General features: G+C 64.7%; 15 protein-coding genes. 7 read left to right on the top strand and 8 right to left on the bottom strand.

What is annotated here, in order from left to right; all coding sequences use genetic code 11:
• Nucleotides 1–47 precede the first annotated feature (47 nt).
• Complete coding sequence (ftsH, locus tag IVB54_RS07015; RefSeq protein WP_247777113.1) at nucleotides 48–1970, top strand: ATP-dependent zinc metalloprotease FtsH; 1923 nt, start codon at nucleotides 48–50, stop codon at nucleotides 1968–1970.
• A 330-nt stretch (nucleotides 1971–2300) separates the two neighbouring features.
• On the opposite strand, the gene IVB54_RS07020 is transcribed toward ftsH, so the two are convergent.
• Together IVB54_RS07020 and IVB54_RS07025 are read right to left on the bottom strand one after the other, a co-directional pair.
• On the bottom strand, nucleotides 2301–3485 hold the full coding sequence (locus tag IVB54_RS07020) for a glycosyltransferase family 87 protein (RefSeq protein WP_018453798.1): 1185 nt from the start codon (nucleotides 3483–3485) through the stop codon (nucleotides 2301–2303).
• 62 nt (nucleotides 3486–3547) lie between these two features.
• Nucleotides 3548–5062, bottom strand: coding sequence for a hypothetical protein (locus IVB54_RS07025; protein WP_204512217.1), 1515 nt, complete (start codon nucleotides 5060–5062; stop codon nucleotides 3548–3550).
• A 298-nt stretch (nucleotides 5063–5360) separates the two neighbouring features.
• On the opposite strand from IVB54_RS07025, the gene IVB54_RS07030 reads away from it, so the two are divergent.
• Nucleotides 5361–5525 carry a Flp family type IVb pilin gene (locus tag IVB54_RS07030; RefSeq protein ID WP_007614256.1) on the top strand — a complete coding sequence of 55 codons (165 nt, stop codon included), beginning with the start codon at nucleotides 5361–5363 and terminating at the stop codon, nucleotides 5523–5525.
• Nucleotides 5526–5754: 229 nt separating this feature from the next.
• Here the strand turns inward: IVB54_RS07030 and IVB54_RS07035 are convergent, their stop codons facing one another.
• On the bottom strand, nucleotides 5755–6738 hold the full coding sequence (locus tag IVB54_RS07035) for a phosphatase PAP2 family protein (RefSeq protein WP_018453800.1): 984 nt from the start codon (nucleotides 6736–6738) through the stop codon (nucleotides 5755–5757).
• A gap of 268 nt (nucleotides 6739–7006) precedes the next feature.
• On the opposite strand from IVB54_RS07035, the gene IVB54_RS07040 reads away from it, so the two are divergent.
• Nucleotides 7007–7687 (top strand): TetR/AcrR family transcriptional regulator, encoded by a 681-nt coding sequence (locus IVB54_RS07040; protein WP_026232596.1) that lies wholly within the window; start codon nucleotides 7007–7009, stop codon nucleotides 7685–7687.
• A gap of 151 nt (nucleotides 7688–7838) precedes the next feature.
• Here the strand turns inward: IVB54_RS07040 and pyk are convergent, their stop codons facing one another.
• Together pyk and IVB54_RS07050 are read right to left on the bottom strand one after the other, a co-directional pair.
• Nucleotides 7839–9275 carry a pyruvate kinase gene (pyk, locus tag IVB54_RS07045; protein ID WP_026232597.1) on the bottom strand — a complete coding sequence of 479 codons (1437 nt, stop codon included), beginning with the start codon at nucleotides 9273–9275 and terminating at the stop codon, nucleotides 7839–7841.
• Nucleotides 9272–9865 carry a DUF1036 domain-containing protein gene (locus IVB54_RS07050; protein ID WP_018453803.1) on the bottom strand — a complete coding sequence of 198 codons (594 nt, stop codon included), beginning with the start codon at nucleotides 9863–9865 and terminating at the stop codon, nucleotides 9272–9274. Before IVB54_RS07050 ends, pyk begins: the two co-directional genes overlap by 4 nt.
• 177 nt (nucleotides 9866–10042) lie before the next feature.
• Between IVB54_RS07050 and IVB54_RS07055 the strand changes: the two genes are divergently transcribed.
• The 3 genes from IVB54_RS07055 to IVB54_RS07065 all read left to right on the top strand — a co-directional run bounded on the left by IVB54_RS07055 (nucleotide 10043) and on the right by IVB54_RS07065 (nucleotide 11307).
• Nucleotides 10043–10345, top strand: coding sequence for a DUF1244 domain-containing protein (locus tag IVB54_RS07055; RefSeq protein ID WP_007596287.1), 303 nt, complete (start codon nucleotides 10043–10045; stop codon nucleotides 10343–10345).
• Nucleotides 10346–10554: 209 nt separating this feature from the next.
• A complete protein-coding gene (locus IVB54_RS07060) occupies nucleotides 10555–10827 on the top strand; it encodes a DUF2312 domain-containing protein (protein ID WP_018453804.1) in 273 nt (90 codons plus the stop codon).
• A gap of 60 nt (nucleotides 10828–10887) precedes the next feature.
• Complete coding sequence (locus IVB54_RS07065; RefSeq protein ID WP_018453805.1) at nucleotides 10888–11307, top strand: hypothetical protein; 420 nt, start codon at nucleotides 10888–10890, stop codon at nucleotides 11305–11307.
• Nucleotides 11308–11322: 15 nt separating this feature from the next.
• Here the strand turns inward: IVB54_RS07065 and IVB54_RS07070 are convergent, their stop codons facing one another.
• The 3 genes from IVB54_RS07070 to IVB54_RS07080 all read right to left on the bottom strand — a co-directional run bounded on the left by IVB54_RS07070 (nucleotide 11323) and on the right by IVB54_RS07080 (nucleotide 17269).
• Entirely contained in the window at nucleotides 11323–12957 is a 1635-nt protein-coding gene (locus IVB54_RS07070) for a DUF882 domain-containing protein (RefSeq protein WP_026232598.1), read from the bottom strand.
• A gap of 275 nt (nucleotides 12958–13232) precedes the next feature.
• On the bottom strand, nucleotides 13233–15413 hold the full coding sequence (locus tag IVB54_RS07075; protein WP_026232599.1) for a L,D-transpeptidase family protein: 2181 nt from the start codon (nucleotides 15411–15413) through the stop codon (nucleotides 13233–13235).
• A 362-nt stretch (nucleotides 15414–15775) separates the two neighbouring features.
• Nucleotides 15776–17269, bottom strand: coding sequence for a sigma-54 dependent transcriptional regulator (locus tag IVB54_RS07080; RefSeq protein ID WP_018453808.1), 1494 nt, complete (start codon nucleotides 17267–17269; stop codon nucleotides 15776–15778).
• 127 nt (nucleotides 17270–17396) lie between these two features.
• Here IVB54_RS07080 and IVB54_RS07085 point away from each other — a divergent pair, with 127 nt between their 5' ends.
• A complete protein-coding gene (locus IVB54_RS07085; RefSeq protein ID WP_018453809.1) occupies nucleotides 17397–19304 on the top strand; it encodes a M3 family oligoendopeptidase in 1908 nt (635 codons plus the stop codon).
• Nucleotides 19305–19357: the final 53 nt, after the last annotated feature.

The following is a 19357-nucleotide window of genomic DNA, read 5'->3' on the forward strand; positions in this document are numbered from 1 at the left end:
CTGCCCAAGGCTCAGGCCGCGATCCGCGCGACCACGAAGGAAGATCGATGAACGCCAATCTGCGCAATTTCGCCCTCTGGGTCATCATTGTCCTGCTGCTGTTGGCGTTGTTCACGCTCTTCCAGAATCCGGGTCAGCGCGCCTCCTCGCAGGACATCGCCTTCTCCCAGCTCCTGAGCGAGGTTGACCGCGGCAATGTGCGCGACGTCGTAATCCAGGGGCCGGACATTCACGGCACCTTCACCAACGGCTCGAGCTTCCAGACCTATGCGCCGAGCGATCCGACGCTCGTGAAGCGCCTCTATGACAGCAAGGTGCAGATCACCGCGAAGCCGCCCGGCGACAACGTGCCGTGGTTCGTCTCGCTGCTGGTCTCCTGGCTGCCCTTCATCGCGCTGATCGGCGTGTGGATATTCCTGTCGCGGCAGATGCAGGGCGGCGCCGGCAAGGCGATGGGCTTCGGCAAGTCGCGCGCAAAAATGCTGACTGAAGCGCATGGCCGCGTCACCTTCGAGGACGTCGCGGGCGTCGACGAGGCCAAGCAGGACCTGCAGGAGATCGTCGAATTCCTGCGCGACCCCGGCAAATTCCAGCGCCTCGGCGGCCGAATTCCGCGCGGCGTGCTGCTGGTCGGACCTCCCGGCACCGGCAAGACCCTGATCGCGCGTGCGGTCGCGGGCGAAGCCAACGTGCCGTTCTTCACCATTTCGGGTTCTGACTTCGTCGAGATGTTCGTCGGCGTCGGCGCCAGCCGCGTCCGCGACATGTTCGAGCAGGCTAAGAAGAACGCGCCCTGCATCATCTTCATCGACGAAATCGACGCCGTCGGTCGTCACCGTGGCGCCGGCCTCGGCGGCGGCAATGACGAGCGCGAGCAGACGCTGAACCAGTTGCTGGTCGAGATGGACGGCTTCGAGGCCAACGAGGGCGTGATCCTGATCGCCGCGACCAACCGTCCCGACGTGCTCGATCCCGCGCTGCTGCGTCCCGGCCGCTTCGACCGTCAGGTCGTGGTGCCCAACCCGGACGTCGTCGGCCGCGAGCAGATCCTCAAGGTCCACGTCCGCAAGGTGCCGCTGGCGCCGGATATCAACCTCAAGACCATCGCGCGCGGCACCCCGGGTTTCTCCGGCGCCGACCTGATGAACCTCGTCAACGAAGCCGCGCTCACCGCCGCCCGCCGCAACAAGCGGATGGTGACCCAGGCCGAGTTCGAGGAAGCCAAGGACAAGGTGATGATGGGCGCCGAGCGCAAGTCGCTCGTCATGACCGAGGAAGAGAAGCTGCTGACGGCCTATCACGAGGGCGGCCACGCCATCGTCGGCCTCAACGTCGTCGCGACCGATCCGATCCACAAGGCGACCATCATTCCGCGCGGGCGTGCGCTGGGTATGGTCATGCAGTTGCCCGAGCGTGACAAGCTGTCGATGTCGCTGGAGCAGATGACCTCGCGCCTTGCCATCATGATGGGTGGCCGCGTCGCCGAAGAGCTGATCTTCGGTCGCGAGAAGGTAACCTCGGGTGCGTCGTCCGACATCGAACAGGCGACGCGTCTGGCGCGCATGATGGTGACGCGCTGGGGCCTGTCCGAGGCGCTCGGTACCGTGTCCTACGGCGAGAATCAGGACGAGGTTTTCCTGGGCATGTCGGTGTCGCGCACCCAGAACGCATCGGAAGCGACGGTTCAGAAGATCGATACCGAGATCCGGCGCTTCGTCGAAGAAGGCTATAACGAGGCAACGCGTATTCTCACCGAGAAGCGCGCCGATCTCGAAGCTCTCGCCAAGGGCCTGCTCGAATTCGAGACGCTCTCCGGCGACGAGATCATCGACCTGCTCAAGGGCAAGAAGCCGAACCGCGAATCCGTGCTCGAGCCGACCGCACCGCGCGCCTCGGCCGTGCCGCCGGCCGGCAAGTCGCGCCCGCGACCCGATCCGGATCCCGGCCTGGAGCCGCAGCCGCAGGCGTAATCGCGTACGGCAGATCGAATTGAAAAACGCGGCGGAAACGCCGCGTTTTTTGTTGGTGATGGTGATTTGCGGGTGGTGCCAACTCAGCGCCCGTCATTGCGAGCGCAGCGAAGAAATCCAGAATAGATCCGCGGTGACAGTCTGGATTTGCTTCACTGCGCTCGCATTGACGATTTTGATGCAGTTGCACTGGAAACTCAGAAGTACGGCAGGCAAAGGTGCCTAAGCGCCGGGCCCACCATCTCTCGCCAATCACGCTAGAAGTGGTGGCACACGCTCCGGAGTTTGCGTCATCACTTCGGCGCCCGCATCGCCAGCCGCAGATTGGATTCAGGAATGCGGCGACATTGCCGGCTCGCCAGACCCTGCCGGACTGCGCAACGCGCCGAACACGACGCCGATGAGAGCGACGATGAGGAGCGGCGATAGTCGTCCCGCCGGAATATACACCGCCGGGCTGAGCAACGGCACCATCCAGATGCCGAGCCCGATCAGCCAGTCGCGAAAGCGTGGAGCATCGATCGATGCGGCAAGCCACAGCACGACGGCGACCGTCAGCAGCGTCGCGTCATAAGGGCCCGAATGCGGGGCTGCCAGCACGGTTGCCGCAAGCAGTACGATCAGCTTGTTGTTGGTACGGAGCGAGGAGCGAAAGACCGCGAACGTTGCCGCCGCGCTCGAAAGGATCGCGGCCAGCTGCAGGATGGAGGCCAGCCGCTCCGGCAGGCCTAGCAGCATCGCGCAGGCCCACACGCTGTGACCCCAGATGCGGCCATAGGCCAGCCATTTCGCGTCGGGGCTGACCAGATTGTTGTACGCCTGCGGTATCCACCAGAGCCACAATTCGACGCCAAAAATCATGGCACTTGCAGCCGCCAATGCGAATGCCGAGCATGCAGCAGCGCACAGGCTGCCATAGCGGCGCGCCCCCATTAGCGCGAGCGGGACGAGCAGGAAGAATTGCGGCTTGAAACTCAGCAGCCCGAGGATTGCCCCGGCCAGGAGCGGTCGCGGTCCGAGCAGCCTGACGCCCGCGACCAGCAGTGCGGCAACGAGAAAGGCGCATTGTCCATCGGCCAGGTTGAGAGATGCCGATGGCGAGACCAGCACGGCCGCGATGATGTAGGGCGTCAGTTGCGGCTGATCGGACCGGTTGCGAAGCGCCCAGGCCAGGAAGCCTGCGGTCGCGGCCTGGAATGCGACATAGGAGCCGATGAAGCCAAGCGGCGCGAATGGCAGCAGCAGAACGAGGAAGCCGGGCGGATAGAACCATGGACGGAACTCCAGAGGCACCGTGAGCCATGATGCGAACGACTGGTTGAGATAGGCCGTGAACGCGTCACCATCGGTGACCAGCGCAAGATTGCCGGCGAGCGACGATTTGACGGCGCCGTAAAACACCATCCAGTCGGTGCCGGGAGCGACGTGGTTCAGCCCGATCCAACCGGGATGGGTGAAGGTGGAGATCAGGACGCCCCAGGCGAAGAGCGTTGCGATCGAAAACGCTGGCAGCATCACGAGAGGAATTCCGATCCAGCGGCGCGATGGACCGGATATCGGCTGCTGAGCTGACGCGCTCACTTGACGGCTTCCCTCGAGGACTCCGCTTCCGGCATCGCGCCGGCCTCTGTGCCGCCGGTTCGCACGTGGATCACGGCGATGTTGTCCGCGTAGAGCCGCTTCCAGCCCTTGATGTGGTCCAGCACCTGGGCGGCCGGTGCGTCCGCGACCATGAGCGTGGCGTCGATCTGGTACGCGTCGAGCAGCCGCGTCAGACTGTCGAGCTTCTTGAGCTCCACGGCCTTGAAGACGTCCATGGCGAAGGTTTCGCCGTAGAGCTCGGCGCGGCCGTCGATGAAGACCGGGATGTCACGCGAGATCAGATAGCCGCCGAACTGGTAGGCGTTGAAGATGCGTTGCGCCTTGCGTTTCTCGAGCAGATCGACGGCGGCGACCGGTGTCTGATCCATCGTGAAGGTGAAGCGGTGATGCGCCATGTAGAGTGAGGTCGAGGTCCAGCCTGCGGCCACGATCATCAGCGCGCCGGTCGCGGTGACGTAACGGGCAGCCCAACTCTCGCCGCCCTGCGTGCCAGGCTGCGGCAGCGCAGACCGTTCGCCGAGGGGCTTGGCCAGCACCAGCGGCACCAGGAAGGCGAAGGCCTCGATGCTCCTGACGTGGGTGAGCGCCATCCAGGTCAGAAGCAGGATCAGAAGAATACGCGGGGGCGAGAGCGTCAGGCCGCGATACAGCCCGATCGCAATGAGGCCGAACAGCGCGCCTTCGAATGCGTTGAAGGAGGCGAAGTTCGCGGGCGCCCACTCGGAGATGATCGTCAGCAGCTCGCCCAGATTGAGGATGTTGATCGCGCCGAGCAATGTGCGCCAGCCATAAGGCGTGACGCAGCTTGCGGCGAGTGCCGCAACACCGAACAGGAACCAGCGCGACAGCAGTCGGACCTGCTTGCCGGACTCCATGCCCCAGAGCGCCACAAATGACATCGGGCCGATCAGGGCCAGGCCCAGCACGAAGCCGCCATGCAGGTTCGACCACAGGGACATCAGCGGCAGCCAGTACCATGACGGGGCGCCCTTGCGGTCGGCTGCGGCCATCAATACGCCGACCCACGCGATCATCACGGGCAGCGCCAGCATGTGTGGCCGCGCCAGAACGTGGTGCAGCGACAGCAACAGCGCGAACATCGCGAACAGGACCGCTCGCGGAATTTCCAGATGGGCCTCGAGCAGGCCGACCAGCATCGCCGCCGACAATGCGACCGCAAGCGCGGTGAGGACCACCGGGCCGGCCCAATCCCATTGCGCATAGGAGAGGGCGAACAGGACCTGCGACAGCCATGAGGTCGAAACCCAGGGCGCCCCCGGACGGGTGAAGGAATAGAAGTCCGTGTAGGGAAGCGCCTGGTGATCGAGGATCCATTGTCCGATCTTGATCTGCCAGAGCGAGTCGGAGTCCTGAAGCAGCGTGTCGCCGACATACGCGAAGAAGAGATAGGCGCCCGCACCGACGCACAGCGGCACCAGGGCTCGCGCACGACCCTGCACCGTGATGCTGTTGGCAAAGGAAAGGGACATGCCGCCTCGTCGTCCTGGTGTTTTTGTCGTTGTGCCGAGCGATCGACATTGGACCACGGCGGTCATAATTCCGGGTAAACCGGTGAGGCGGGGCCGGCTTGATGTCTCGACAATTTAACGGATCGTTTTAGATTTCGGTTTACCATCGACGCATACACGCAAACCGCTCTGTGTTTCCGCAGTCGAATTAACTGCGGCGCAATTCTTTGCCTCTACGTTCGGTTCCATGGTCAAGCGGCGCTGGGAAGCCCAAAAGACCAGATCAGTTGTAGCCTCGTGTACTCATTTGGAGCTCTTTATGAAGAACCTCGTTGCGCGTTTTGCGAAAGATGAATCCGGCGCCACCGCTATTGAATACGGTCTGATCGCCGCCGGCATTGCGCTGGCGATCATCACTGTCGTCAATAACCTGGGCACCACGTTGAACGCCAAGTTCACCTCGATCTCGAGCAGCCTCAAGTAACGCTGTACGAATCGCGAATTCAAAGAGCCCCGTCCTTGACGGGGCTCTTTTCTTTTGGCGGACGATTTCCGGATCTGGGAAGTCGTGAAGCTGTAGCAAGCTTGTAGGGCGGCAAAGCGTCTGCCGCGGCTCCGAAAGCGCAGGCGTTCCCACCGTCGAGAACATTGAACATTGAAAGTTGCCGGCGGGCACGCCGCTACGCGCGGACCCTAGGGCAACTTGTCGGCTGTCATTCCGCGAGGCCGGGCTGCCAGACCGCCGACGGCGCAGGCGCGGCAGACGTCTGCTGCGCGCGGCGGTGCCATTCGAGATAGAATTTCGCCGCCCAGATCGACGCTGCGGCGACTGCGATTCCGCCGGCGACGTCGATGACGTAATGCGCGCCGATCACCGGTGTTGCCGCAATCATCAGCAGATTGAGCGCAGCCGCGATGCCGCCGAGGCCGCGCACCGGCCACAGCGCCCACATGTAGAGCACGGCGGATGCGGCGTGGAAGCTCGGAAACGAGACAACGCCGGCGAGGAAGAACAACTGGAGCTCGTGCAGGCTACCGTCGCGAAGCGCGAGGATGTCGCGCAACTGCCCGGCATAGACCGCGGTGTTGATTTCGGGAAAATGCGCGGCGGACAGCTGCAGCCCCCAATAGGTGCCGATCGCGGGCACGACGGCGGAGATCGCGATGGTGACCGCGAGCGCGAGGCTCATCGCGAGCATGAACAATTGCAGCCGCATATAGTGCGCCGTCAGTGCCAGCACGACGGGAATGCCGAGCAGCGGCAATTTGATCAGCCCATATCCGCGAGCCAGGCAGTCCGCGAGCCAGGGATGGTCGTTGACGTATCGCGCGATCGGTTCGGGATCGAGGCCGAGTGCACGGTCGATCGCAAGCAGCGCCTGGTCCTGCAGCGGCCAGTTCAGCTTAGCCGCGACATAGCTGAGCGGTCCGACGATGGCGCAGGTGAGAATGATCTGTCCGATCGTTCCGAGCGAAAACAGCAGCTTCGGGTCGGCAAGCTCGCCTTTGACGATGCGGTGGCCATAGGCCAGCGCGAGCAAGACTGCAGCAACTGCCAGCGTCACCCAATAGGCGACTGGTTCGAGGCTCAGGCCGGTGAAGGCGAGGCCCAGCGCCAGCAGGCTGCCCATGGCTGCGATGGGAAGCCAGTTCAGGTGGAAGAGCTGCCAGGCGGTCCGGGCGTCCGTGTCGACCATGCTGCACCGAGGTGGGATCGCGATACCGCAGCACAGTCGCGGAGCAGGTTTAAGATGGCGGTAACGATCGTGGTTACCCCTTCACCAAAGCAGTTCGCGACGTTTTTAGCTGTTTGAGCTCGCGTTTTTTTTGCGTGACGCTTCATGCATTTGCACCTTGTCATCCACTCTGAATAGTTGTTCAGTCCTTGCGGGGCGATTTGCGATATCAGTGACGAAGCGTTCGGCCGCAAGGCGTGCGACCGGCGTGTGGGACAGGAAGCGCGCCATGGTTTATCGGCGGACGCATCAAGTGGTGAAGCGCCTTGCGGCCCGGCGCAGTGCGATACTGGCGGCGGCGCGGGAGGCGGCGGCGGAAGGCGGGATGGCGGCGGTGCAGATTGCGCCAGTCGCGGTTCGCGCCGGCGTCGCTGCGGGTACGGTCTACCGCTACTTCCCCTCCAAGGCCGATTTGATCTCCGAGTTGATTGCCGAAGTCTCCCGCGACGAGCTCACGGCGATCCGGCGAGCCGCCGATGCCGCGCCGGGGCCGTCCTCGGCGCTGGCGGCGGCGGTCACCACCGTGGCTGTCCATACCCTGTCACAGCGCAGGCTCGCCTGGGGCATCCTGGCCGAGCCGGTCGATGTCGATGTCAGCGCTTCACGTCTCGCCAGCCGGCGCGAGATCGCGGGCGAGATGGCCTCGCGGATCGACGCCGCCGTGCGCGCCGGCCACCTGCCGGCGCAGGACACGGCCCTTGCTGCCACCGCGCTGCTCGGCGCGCTGCACGAGGCCCTGGTCGGACCGCTCGCGCCGGACAATCTCGACGATCCCGCCAGGATGCGCGATGCCGTGCAGACCGTGACGCTGCTGGCGCTCCGCGCGGTCGGCGTCATGGACGCCCGCGCCAGGGGGCTCGTCGTGCAGCAGACGCTGCTGCCGACGGCGAAAGCGCTGGTTGGGGCCTAAAACGTCATCCTGATCGACCGGCGGACCTGATCGCGCCCAGGCCGTTGCTCGAGCTCGCCTTTTCAAAAAACCTCAGCACATCCGCCGGACCCGCCGGCTACTGTGCATGGGGTTGTTTTCGACATTTTTTGTTTGCCGGGTGCCGGCGGAGCTAGATATTCGCTTCGCCCTCGGGGCCGACCGAGGCGATGCGCACCATGTTGGTGGTGCCGGGGATGCCGAGCGGCACGCCGGCGACGATGATCACGCGCTGGCCCGCCCGGACGAAGCCGTCGCGGAACGCGATCTGGCCGGCGCGGCTCACCATGTCGTCCTGGTCGCGCGCATCTTCTGCCACCACGCAATGTATGCCCCAGACGACCGACAGCCGGCGTCCCGCCGCGACGTTCGGCGTGATCGCCACGATCGGCGGCTTCGGCCGCTCGCGCGCCACGCGCACGGCGGTCGATCCCGAACTGGTCCAGCAGATCAGGGCCGGCAGGTCGAGCGTCTCGGCGATCTGCCGCGCAGCGTCCGCGATGGCATCGCCGGCGGTGGCTTCCGGGGCCGGGCGCTGTGCGGTGATGACGGAGCGATAAATCGGGTCGCGCTCGACCTCCTCGCCGATGCGATTCATGGTCGAGACGGCCTCGACCGGGAATTTGCCGGCCGCCGATTCCGCCGACAGCATGATGGCGTCGGCACCTTCGTAGACGGCGGTGGCGACGTCGGAGACCTCGGCGCGGGTCGGCACCGGCGACTGGATCATCGATTCCAGCATCTGGGTCGCGATCACCACCGGCTTGCCGGCGCGCCGCGCCATGCGCGTCATCTGCTTCTGCAGGCTCGGCACGCGTTCCAGCGGCAGCTCGACGCCGAGGTCGCCGCGCGCCACCATCAGGGCGTCGGAGGCGTCGATGATGTCGGCGAGGCGATCGATCGCCTGCGGCTTCTCGATCTTGGCCATCACCGCCGCACGGCCGCGGATCATCTTCTTGGCCTCGAGCACGTCGTCGGCGCGCTGCACGAAGGACAGCGCGATCCAGTCGACGCCGGTGACCAGCGCCGCTTCGAGATCGGCGCGGTCCTTCGGCGTCATCGCCGAGACCGGCAGGTCGGTGTCGGGCAGGCTGACGCCTTTGCGGTCGGACATCCGGCCGCCGACCACGACGCGCGTCACCGCGTGCTCCTTCGAGGTCTCCTCGGCGATCAGCCGCACCTTGCCGTCGTCGAGCAGCAGCGCGTGGCCCGGCCGCAGCGCGGCCAGGATCTCCGGATGCGGGAGCTGGACGCGGGTGGTGTCGCCCGGCGCCTTGTCGGAATCGAGCGTGAAGGTCTGGCCATTCTGGAGCTGGACCGCGCCTTCGGCGAAGGCACCGAGCCGGAGCTTTGGCCCCTGGAGATCGACCAGAATGCCGATCGGCCTTCCATAGCTGCTCTCGACGTTGCGGATCGTCGCCACCAGCTCGCGCATCTTGTCATGCGGGGTGTGGCTCATGTTGATGCGGAAGAGGTCGGCGCCGGCCTCGAACAGGCGGCGGATCATCGCGAGGTCCGAAGAAGCGGGTCCAAGGGTCGCGAGAATCTTGATACGGCGAAGACGCCTCATGGCTTATTTCCAGACGGGGGCGAGGGAGCTGGCGGGAGGCCAGGCGCGGCGGGGGGCGTACCACCGGGCGGGCCATTGGGCAAACCCGGGACCCCCGGGCCAACAGGGCCGGGGAGGCCTGGCACGCGCTGCTGCTTTGACGGCTGTTCGTTGGCATCGGTGAGCTGCACCGTCCAGGCCCGCTGCTCGCCGGTATCGACCTCGAAATAGCCGGTCCGGTCATAGCCGCGCGCAAGGCAATCCTCGGTGCCGCGGATGGTGAACTCCTTATCGCGCGAGCACATGAAAGCCTGGCCCGACCATTCGCCGCCGCGGTCATAGTCGATGGCGTAGATGTAATAGAAGCGGGCCACCAGAGTTCCGCGCAGCAGGGTCTCGCAGGAGCGCGACGAGATGTTCCACCAGCCTTCGGTGGTCCAGCCCTCGGCATCCTTGTAGCCGAGCGCGATGCCGACCCGGCTCGATGTGTTGTTGCAGAGCCGGAAATCGGCGGAAGCCGGGCTGGCCCAGAGGTACAGCAGGCCAACCACCAGCACCGGGACCAACCGGGCGAGCAGGCGAAGGCGGGAGCGGGGAGATTCGGCGATCATTGTCGCGGAAGCTATATCAGATCATTGACGATTTGGCGTAGGGCCCAGGAACTGCCTGAAGCCGGCTTCGCGCCCGTTTGCGCCGCGATATGGCAAAATCTGTGACAGGCCCCACCTGATCTCGTAAGGGTGACCCATCCAGGTCACAGCCAATTCGCAAAGCCGAGGGATCCAGCCATGGCAATTGACGACAAAACCAGAACGGAACTCGAGGCTGCCGCTTTCCGGCGCCTGGTCGATCATTTGAAGACGCGGACGGACGTCCAGAACATCGACCTGATGAACCTCGCAGGCTTCTGCCGCAACTGCCTGTCCAACTGGCTCAAGGACGCCGCCGACGCCCAAGGCGTCGCCTTGAGCAAGGATGAGAGCCGGGAAGCCGTCTATGGCATGCCCTATGAGGCCTGGAAGTCGAAATACCAGGGCGCGGCCACGCCTGAGCAGCTCGATGCCATGAAGAAGGTTCATCCGGGGCACTGAACGGCCTCGCCGGCAGCCTGATATGCGGTGCCTTTGAGTCGCATCACACAACCGCTTTCTTCGACACGCCGCAGGAAGGTGTGGGCGCGCTGTGGACGAGCGCGATGCTGCCTTGAACGCGAGAGGTCCGAACCCTAAGGGTCTAACCAGCACGCGCGGTGAGGATGCCGGCGTCACCTCGTTTTGCCAGTTCCATTGGGAGTACCAAGATGGCCCCCTCCGCCGCCGTCCGCGACGACGAGCCCGCGACGAAATTTGCCAAGGACCAGCTCAAGTCCATCATCGAGCGCATCGAGCGGTTGGAGGAAGAGAAGAAGGCGATCTCCGACGACATCCGCGACGTATTCGCCGAGGCCAAGGGCAACGGCTACGACGTCAAGGCGCTGCGCACCATCGTGCGCATGCGCAAGCAGGACCCGAACGAGCGCGCCGAGGCCGAGACGATCCTTGAGACCTACATGCAAGCACTGGGGATGATCTGAGCTATCGGTGTCGTCCTGGCTTTCGCCAGGGCGACACCATGCCGATCGAAGGAGACCGCGGTGACTGCGCCGCCGCTGCCGCGCGAGGTAAGCCGTGCCTACGATGCTTTTCCGGCGTCGATCGGCAAGCGGCTGCTTTGGGTACGCGAGCTGATCTTCGCGGCCGCCGCGGCGCATGAAGGCATCGGCCGTCTTACCGAAACGTTGAAATGGGGCGAGCCTGCTTATCTGACCGAAGAGACCGGCAGTGGCAGCACGATCCGGCTCGGCCGCCTGAAGGACTCCGCGCACGCCGCGATTCTGTTCAACTGCAAGACGACGCTGGTCGATACCTTTCGTGAACGCTTTCCCGATCAGTTCGAATATCGGCAGACCAGGGCGTTGCTGTTGCCGGTGTCGGGCAAGCTGCCGAAGCAGGACCTATCGGTCTGCCTGTTGCTGGCGTTGACGTATCATCTGGATCGACGGAGGAAGCGTTAGCGGCGCGCGAAGACGTCAGCGCAGCGAAGCCGTCCGTACGACGAAGGACGTCGTCTCGAGTTTGGCGGTGGCGGTGCCCGAGAAACTGTCGCAGGACAGGCCCTGCATCGGATCGTCGGCAAAACCCATGGCGATCACGGACTGCGGCTTGACGAAGTAGGCGCGCATTGCGGCGGTGTCGAGCTCGCCCATCAGCGTGACCGACATCGCGCGGCTGGCGCTCGGCGACAGCATCACGATCTTGAGCCAGATGCTTTCGCCCTTGGCTGCGGAGAGCCGGGTCGCGGTTGCGACCATGCCGTCGATGCGCTTGCCGACCACCGTGTTGATCTCGGTCGCGGGCGCAACGTTGCGCGATGCGGCGGCGGGACGGGCGGAGCGCGGGATCGGCGCAGAGGCGGCGACGACATTGGCGCGGTCGACCGGGGAGGCGGACGCCGGCGCGTAGGCCAGCGCCTGATAGGCGGCGCTGGACACGCTCGCGGTCGGCTGCGGATCGGTGGCGGCGGCAAGCGCCTGCCGTGCCTTCAGCGCAGCAATTTGGGCCGGCGTCGCCTGCTGCGGCGCAGTCGGGGTATCCCAGAAGCCGCGGGCATTGATGATGTCGGCGGGGGTCTCGGGCTTGGCGTCAGCAGATTTGCCGGCGGCCGGCTTGTCAGCCACGGGGGCCGGCTTCGGCTTGGCAAGCGCGACGATCTGCGCATCGGCCGAGGCGAGCTGGATCGTCGCCGCGACTGACGGCTTGGCGCGCGGCGTCGGCACCGGATCGGCCGGCTTGGTCGCGGCGGCGACCACGGTCGGCGCGACAGTCTTCGCGGACGGGGCGGGCGCGCCCTCGTCATCCTCGTCGTTGCTCGCCGCGGCCGGAGCCGACTTGCCCTTGAACAGGGCGGCAAAGAAATTCGACTTGCTGCCGGAATCCTCGCCGCTGCCGCGCCGCTCGATCTCTGCCTTGGCGAGCTCATAACCCTTCAACGGCGTGCCGTCGGTCGGGAGGTGGACGGTGCGTCCGTCCGGGAAGACCCGGGCGAGCTGGTCATGCGTCATGCGCGGCCAGTGCCGGATGCTGCCGGTGTCGAGATGTACGAACGGCGAGCCGGAGGTCGGGTAGAAGCCGACGCCGCCGCGCTGGAGGCGCAGGCCGGCGAAGCGGATCTGCTCCAGCGGCACGTTCGGGATGTAGAAGTCCATCGCATGCCCCAGCATGTGCTGGCTGAAGCGCGCCACGCCGGAGGAGCGGCGGCGGAGCATGGAGTTGGTCGCGGGCGAGCGGTAGGCGGAGATGATCTGGATCGGCTGCTTGCCGTCGACGTCGCGGTAGACTTCCCAGAGGATGTCGAAGAGGTGACGGTCCATGACCGTCTCGTCCTGGCTGCGCCAGTCGCGCAGGAAGTGGTTGAGCTGCTTCAGCGCCGCTTCGTCGTAGCGTCCGTCGCGCTTGAAGGTGACGGTGAGGTCTTCGCCGGAATGGGTGTGGTGGAAGGAGAGCGTCTTGGTCTCGTTGAGCGCGGCGGCGTTGTGAACTGAACCCGCGGCAGCAAGCAGCAATACGGCAGCGAGGCCGATTCTGGATCCGGCCTTCACTCCCGCATGGGACAACGACAGCACAGCGAATTGGCGTGCGATTCCAGTCAGCACGTTAGAGCCCACCCAGTCGACGAGCGTTCAAAATGGACTCTCCCGCTAACCCCGTTAGCGCGCGAAAGAGGATGAACGCTTTGTTAAAGCGAGAAGGTTAATTCGAGGTTGACCTTCCCGCCCCCAAACCAAGTCAGATCGCGAACCTAACCGGGTGAGTGTGGCAAAAAAACGCCCGCTGCCTGAGGTCAGGTGGAGAATGGTTAACGTTAAGCGACCCCATCCAGAGGATGAGGTCGCTGATTTTACTGCAGAATTTCAGGAAATCAGGCGCCGGGCGGCCTGGCTCAGCGGGTGAATACCCGCTGCTGCTGCGGCCGGCGGCCGACCGGGGCCGGCGGCGGGGTGGGCGCTCCGAACAGCCGCTCGAAGAAATTCGGCCCGGACGAGCCGCCGTTGTTGGCCGCCAACACCCCGTTCGGCAGTGTCGTCGCCGGGCGTGAATAGCTCGGCTGGGAGTGCGCGACGACGTTCTCGAGATCCTTGCCGCGACCGTTCTTCAGGATGTTGATCATGGTCGCGTCGCGGCCATAGACGTCCTTGCGGAATTGCAGCTTGCCGCCATCGTCCACGAATGCGGTCTGATAGGTGATGTTGACCGGGATCGGGGTCGGGAATTTCAGGTCGATCTCGCTCTTGCCGTACATGCTGCGGATGCGTTCCGGCGTGTACTTCTCGTTCGGCATCGCGATGTTGAGCAGGACCGAGGCGTACTGATCCGGGTTCTGCACGCGCATGCAGCCGTGGCTGAAGGCGCGTTCGTCCCGGGCGAACAGGTTCTTGTCCGGCGTGTCGTGCTGATAGACCAGGAACTTGTTGGGGAAATTGAAGCGGATGCGGCCGAGCGCGTTGGCTTCACCGGGCGGCTGCGAGATGTGCACCGAACCATCGCGGTTCTGTTCGAGCTTGAGGCCCATGCGCTGGAGCACTGTCGGGTCCTGCTGAAGCGCCGGCAGATATTCGTTGTAGACGATCGACGGCGGCACGTTCCAGGTCGGATTGACCGTGATGTACTTCATCGTCTCGGTGAGCAGCGGGGTCGCATGCGTGCCGGGCTTGCCGGTGACGACGCGGGTGGTCCAGACCTGTTGGCCGCGCTGCATCACCTTCAACGTGTAGTCGGGAATGTTGAGGATGACATAGGCATCGCCCAGCGAGGGCGCGCCCAGGTCGCGCGGCAGCCAGCGCCAGCGCTCCATGTTCACCAGCACCACGTCGATCTGCTTGTCGCGCTTCGGGGCGTTGATCGCCCTCACCGTCTTGTCGTCGAGGATGCCGGTCGCCTTGAGCTCGGCGCTGTTCTGGAATTTGCGCACGGCTTCGGCGACCGCCGCGTCATAGCGGGTGTCGCTGGCGTTCTCGGTGATGCCGAGCTTGGCGCGCAGCTGCGGCACGCGCGGATCTTCAACGACGATTTCAGCCTGCTTCTTGCCGGCCGGGGTGTATTTCAGCGCCGGACCATCGGCGATCTCGATCACCGGGCCGTTGCCCTGGCCGCGGAGCTCCGCGAGCTTCGCCTTCAGCTCCTTGTAAAGTTTTTGCGGCGGATTGTAGCTGTCGAGCGCCGCGGAGGCGTCCGCCGCGGTCGTGACCTTGGCGAGCACCTCGTTCGGATCGACCGGATGCTCGGGATAGAGGATGTCGCCGCTGACCTGCGACCAGTGCATGCGGCCGCTCTGGGCCTGGCGCGCATAGTCGAACATGCTGGCGGTGAGCTTGAGCTCGGCATCGGCGAGCGTATCGGGTGTCGTGGCGGCCGCGAAGTCCGGCACCGGGTAATCGGCGGGATTGAGACCGTCGGACGCCGCGTCCTTCAGCCGTGCGATCACGCCCTTGGCCGCAGCGGTCAGGCTGCCGCCCTGGCTCCAGACCGGCGCGAAGTCGCGTGCACCGTAGAACTTCTCGATCGCAGCGCGTTCGTTCTTACGGTCGAGATAGCGCGAGGCCTTTGCGCCAATGATGTCCTTGAGCTTGTCGGCGACCGGCTGGTCGGCCGCGGGAACGTTGCTCGCGGCCCTCACCGGCTCCGAGGCCGGAGCCGCAGCGGTGGCGGGCGCGGCCGGCGTTGGGATCGCCGTGTCGGCCTTGGCAGGTTCGGTCTTGGCAGGTTCAGTCTTCGCCGTCTCGCTCTTCGTCGCCTCGGCGGCGGGCGTGGTGGCGACGTCGGAAGGCTTGGTCTCGACCTTGTCCGGCGCGGGGGCGGATTCGGCCTTCAGGGGTTCCTTGGCGGGCTCCTTAGCAGGGTCCACCACCGTGGCGGTGGTGTCGAGCTTGATGTCTGATGCGGTCGGGGGCGGGACGTTTGCGGGTTCGGGGCGCGGGATGGCGGCTTCGATCGCGAGCTCGGCAGCGCTGCTGTGCGCCTGATCCTGCGCCAGGGCTGAGCTGGCCGATACCGTGAGGAAGGTCGCCGCGACCGTGATCAAGACACGGTCAAAGCCTGCACGGTGGTTCAAACAGTCACGCATTGTGTCGCACCCCTCGGGTGAACTGTCCCCCGTGGAACAGCTTCGTTATCGCCTATTGAGCTTCGGCTAAACCGCGCCGGCCTCTCGAAAGTTGCACGCCTGCACGCAACGATTCCTACGCAGACGAATCTTACGCGGACGATATACAGGCCCCGATTTCGCAGCCAGCGCTACCCGGGACAACTCACGACAAACTGACTTCAAGCACGCCTCTTGGCAACGGATTGTGCGCTTCTGCCACGCGCTTTTCCCTGTGTCTGTCACTTCCAAGTCACGGTTCAAATCGCAGTCGAATTCCGTCGTCATACGAACGGCTTACAGTCGTATCGCTCCGCCCGGACGAACCGCCGTTCGCGTCCGGCTCAGTGCGTCTCCTCACCGCTTTTGCCGCCATGGCCGGGAACTCCGGCTTCATCGAGTTTGCGGTAGAGGGTGGACCGGCCGATTTTGAGGCGGCGGGCGACCTCCGACATCTGCCCGCGGTAATGCGAGATCGCGAAACGGATGATCTCGTTCTCAATGTCTTCCAGCGGCCGGACGTCGCCGGTCGCGGTCAGCATTGAGAGGGCACCCGCCATGGGCAGCGGCGCGATCGGTATTTCATTACCTGACACCACGGAGGGGGCCGCGATCGGCTCCAGCATCAGCGGCGCGGTCGGAATGTCTGTTCCCGGATGCGGCTGCGAGGCGATCAGAGGGAAGTCGTCGAGGCCAAGCTGGTCGCCCTCGCTCATCACCACGGCGCGATAGACCGCGTTTTCGAGCTGGCGAATGTTGCCGGGCCAATCGAGCTGGGCAAGGTGCGCAACGGCCTCGCCGCTGATGCCGGTGATGGGGCGGTTCTCCTCGGCGGCAAAGCGCGCCAGGAAATGCCTGAGCAGATGCGGAATGTCCTCGCGCCGGGCGCGCAGCGATGGGATCGTCAGCGGCAGCACGTGCAGGCGATAGAACAAGTCTTCCCGGAAGTGGCCCTGCTTGACCCGCTCGAGCAGCCTGCGGTTGGTCGCCGAGATGATGCGGACGTCGACCTTCACGGGTTTGCGGCCGCCGACCGCCTCGACCGCGCCTTCCTGGAGCGCGCGAAGCAGCTTGACCTGCGCGCTCAGCGGCAGCTCGCTGACCTCGTCCAGGAACAGCGTGCCGCCATGAGCTTCGACGAACTTGCCGGTGTGGCGTTCGGTGGCGCCGGTGAAGGCACCCTTCTCGTGACCGAACAGAATGGATTCGACGAGGTTGTCGGGGATCGCGCCGCAATTGACCGCGACGAACGGCTTGGCCTTGCGCTCGCCGCTGCCATGAATGGCACGCGCGAACATCTCCTTGCCGACGCCGGACTCGCCCTCGATCAGCACCGGGATCGAGGAGTTTGTTGCTTTCTGCGCCGCGCGCATCACGCCCGCCATCGCCTCGGCGCGTGTGATGATGTCGGAGAAGGTCAGCCGGCCTTCGCGGCTGTGACGGATGCGCTGCAGTTCGCCCTTGAGCGCGGACGAATTGAGCGCGTTGCGAAGCGAGACCTGGAGCCGCTCCAGGCCGACCGGCTTGACCACGAAGTCGGCCGCACCCGCGCGCATCGCCGAGATCACATTGTCGATGCCGCCATGGGCCGTCTGCACGATGACGGGGATGCTGAGACCCGCTTCGCGGATTTTCGCCAGCACGCCCATGCCGTCGAGGCCGGGCATCACGAGATCGAGGATGACGCCGTCGATGGCCGCGTCGGGGGCGGTGAGGGCGGCGATCGCCGCATCGCCGGAGTCCACCACGATCGTCTCATAGCCGCATTTCTGCACCATGTTTTCGACCAGCCGGCGGGCTACAGCGTCGTCGTCGGCGATCAAAATACTGGCAGCCATGGTGTTCCCCGCACGCTACTACTATCTGTCTCGAATCGGGGCACTCTGGCCGAAGCCGATTAACGCACTGTTAAATCCTGATGCCCCCGCCCGCCGTCGCGATTGTTGAACACAGGTTTCCCACACAATGAATTCGAGCTCCAAGCTTGCACTCAAAAAGTCTGCTCTCAAAAAGTCTGCTCTCCGCAAACCAGGCACCAAGCAATCGGTCATCAAGGCAAAGTCCTCCAGACCTTCACCCGCAAAGCCTGCGAGCAAGACCGGCAAGCTTCCGGAGTGGAACCTCGCCGACCTCTATTCCGGGATCGATGCGCCGGAAGTGGCGCGCGATCTCGCAAAGATGGATGCCGATTGCGTCGCGTTCGAGACGGACTACAAGGGCAAGCTCGCAACAGGAACAGCAAAGGAAGATGGCGGAAAATGGCTCGCAGAAGCCGTGCGACGCTATGAGGCGATCGACGACCTCGCCGGCCGGCTCGGCTCGTACGCTGGCCTCGTTCATGCCGGCGACAGCGTGGACCCCAAGATTTCAAAGTTTTACGGCGACGTTTCCGAGCGCCTGACGGCGGCATCGACGCATCTGCTGTTCTTCGCGCTCGAGCTCAACCGGATCGATGACGATATTTTGAACCGCGCGATGCAGGCCACCGAGCTCGCGCACTACCGTCCCTGGATCGAGGATCTACGCAAGGAGAAACCGTACCAGCTCGAGGACAAGCTCGAGCAGCTCTTCCTGGAGAAGGCGCAGACCGGCTATTCCGCCTTCAATCGGCTGTTCGACCAGACCATTTCGAGCCTGCGCTTCAAGGTCGGGCCCAAGGAGCTCGCGATCGAGCCGACGCTCAATCTGTTGCAGGACCGCGACGGCGCCAAGCGCAAGGCCGCGGCAGAGGCGCTCGCAAAGACCTTCAAGGCCAATGAGCGCACCTTTGCGCTGATCACCAACACTTTGGCCAAAGACAAGGACATCTCCGATAGCTGGCGCGGCTTCAAGGACGTCGCAGATTCCCGGCACCTGAACAACCGCGTCGAGCGCGAGGTGGTGGATGCGCTGGTCGCCTCGGTGCGCGCAGCCTATCCAAAATTGTCGCATCGCTACTACGCGCTGAAGGCACGCTGGTTCGGCAGGAAGCGCCTGGCCTATTGGGACCGCAACGCGCCGCTGCCTTTTGCTGCGACCGACGTGATCGGCTGGGGCGATGCGCGAAACATGGTGCTCTCCGCCTATCGCGGCTTCTCGCCCAAGATGGCTGATATCGCCGAGCGCTTCTTTGCCGACCGCTGGATCGACGCGCCGGTACGTCCGGGCAAGGCGCCGGGGGCCTTCTCGCATCCGACCACGCCGTCCGCGCACCCCTACGTGCTGATGAACTACCAGGGCAAGCCGCGCGACGTGATGACGCTCGCCCATGAGCTCGGCCATGGCGTGCATCAGGTGCTGGCGGCCAGGAACGGCGCGTTGATGGCGCCGACGCCGCTGACGCTGGCGGAGACCGCGAGCGTGTTCGGCGAGATGCTGACCTTCCGGCGGCTGCTGGCGCAGACCAGGAGCGCAAGGCAGCGCCAGGCGCTGCTCGCCGGCAAGGTCGAGGACATGATCAACACCGTGGTGCGGCAGATCGCGTTCTATTCCTTCGAGCGCGCGGTCCACACCGAACGCAAGAACGGCGAGCTCACCGCGACGCGGCTCGGCGAGATCTGGCTCTCGGTGCAGGGCGAGAGCCTTGGTCCGGCAATCGAGATCAAAGCGGGCTACGAGAACTACTGGATGTACATCCCGCACTTCATCCATTCGCCGTTCTACGTCTACGCCTATGCATTCGGCGATTGTCTCGTGAACTCGCTCTACGCCGTCTACGAGAACGCGGCCGAAGGCTTTGCCGAGCGCTATCTCGACATGCTCGCCGCCGGCGGCACCAAGCATTATTCCGAACTGCTGCGGCCGTTCGGGCTCGATGCCAAGGATCCAAAGTTCTGGGACGGCGGCCTGAGCGTCATCGCCGGCATGATCGACGAACTGGAAGCGATGGGCTGAGCCGAACCGCCTTCAGCGCTGCAGCGAGCAGGTCGGGTCGGCCGTCCGAGTGT

Source organism: Bradyrhizobium sp. CW1 (assembly GCF_023100665.1).
Taxonomy (GTDB): Bacteria; Pseudomonadota; Alphaproteobacteria; order Rhizobiales; family Xanthobacteraceae; genus Bradyrhizobium; species Bradyrhizobium canariense_D.

Coding starts and splice junctions, on each gene's coding strand:
- ftsH (WP_247777113.1), top strand. CDS start 48: ATGAACGCCAATCTGCGCAATTTCGCCCTCTGGGTCATCATTGTCCTG.
- IVB54_RS07020 (WP_018453798.1), bottom strand. CDS start 3,485: ATGCTGCCAGCGTTTTCGATCGCAACGCTCTTCGCCTGGGGCGTCCTG.
- IVB54_RS07025 (WP_204512217.1), bottom strand. CDS start 5,062: ATGTCCCTTTCCTTTGCCAACAGCATCACGGTGCAGGGTCGTGCGCGA.
- IVB54_RS07030 (WP_007614256.1), top strand. CDS start 5,361: ATGAAGAACCTCGTTGCGCGTTTTGCGAAAGATGAATCCGGCGCCACC.
- IVB54_RS07035 (WP_018453800.1), bottom strand. CDS start 6,738: ATGGTCGACACGGACGCCCGGACCGCCTGGCAGCTCTTCCACCTGAAC.
- IVB54_RS07040 (WP_026232596.1), top strand. CDS start 7,007: ATGGTTTATCGGCGGACGCATCAAGTGGTGAAGCGCCTTGCGGCCCGG.
- pyk (WP_026232597.1), bottom strand. CDS start 9,275: ATGAGGCGTCTTCGCCGTATCAAGATTCTCGCGACCCTTGGACCCGCT.
- IVB54_RS07050 (WP_018453803.1), bottom strand. CDS start 9,865: ATGATCGCCGAATCTCCCCGCTCCCGCCTTCGCCTGCTCGCCCGGTTG.
- IVB54_RS07055 (WP_007596287.1), top strand. CDS start 10,043: ATGGCAATTGACGACAAAACCAGAACGGAACTCGAGGCTGCCGCTTTC.
- IVB54_RS07060 (WP_018453804.1), top strand. CDS start 10,555: ATGGCCCCCTCCGCCGCCGTCCGCGACGACGAGCCCGCGACGAAATTT.
- IVB54_RS07075 (WP_026232599.1), bottom strand. CDS start 15,413: ATGCGTGACTGTTTGAACCACCGTGCAGGCTTTGACCGTGTCTTGATC.
- IVB54_RS07080 (WP_018453808.1), bottom strand. CDS start 17,269: ATGGCTGCCAGTATTTTGATCGCCGACGACGACGCTGTAGCCCGCCGG.
- IVB54_RS07085 (WP_018453809.1), top strand. CDS start 17,397: ATGAATTCGAGCTCCAAGCTTGCACTCAAAAAGTCTGCTCTCAAAAAG.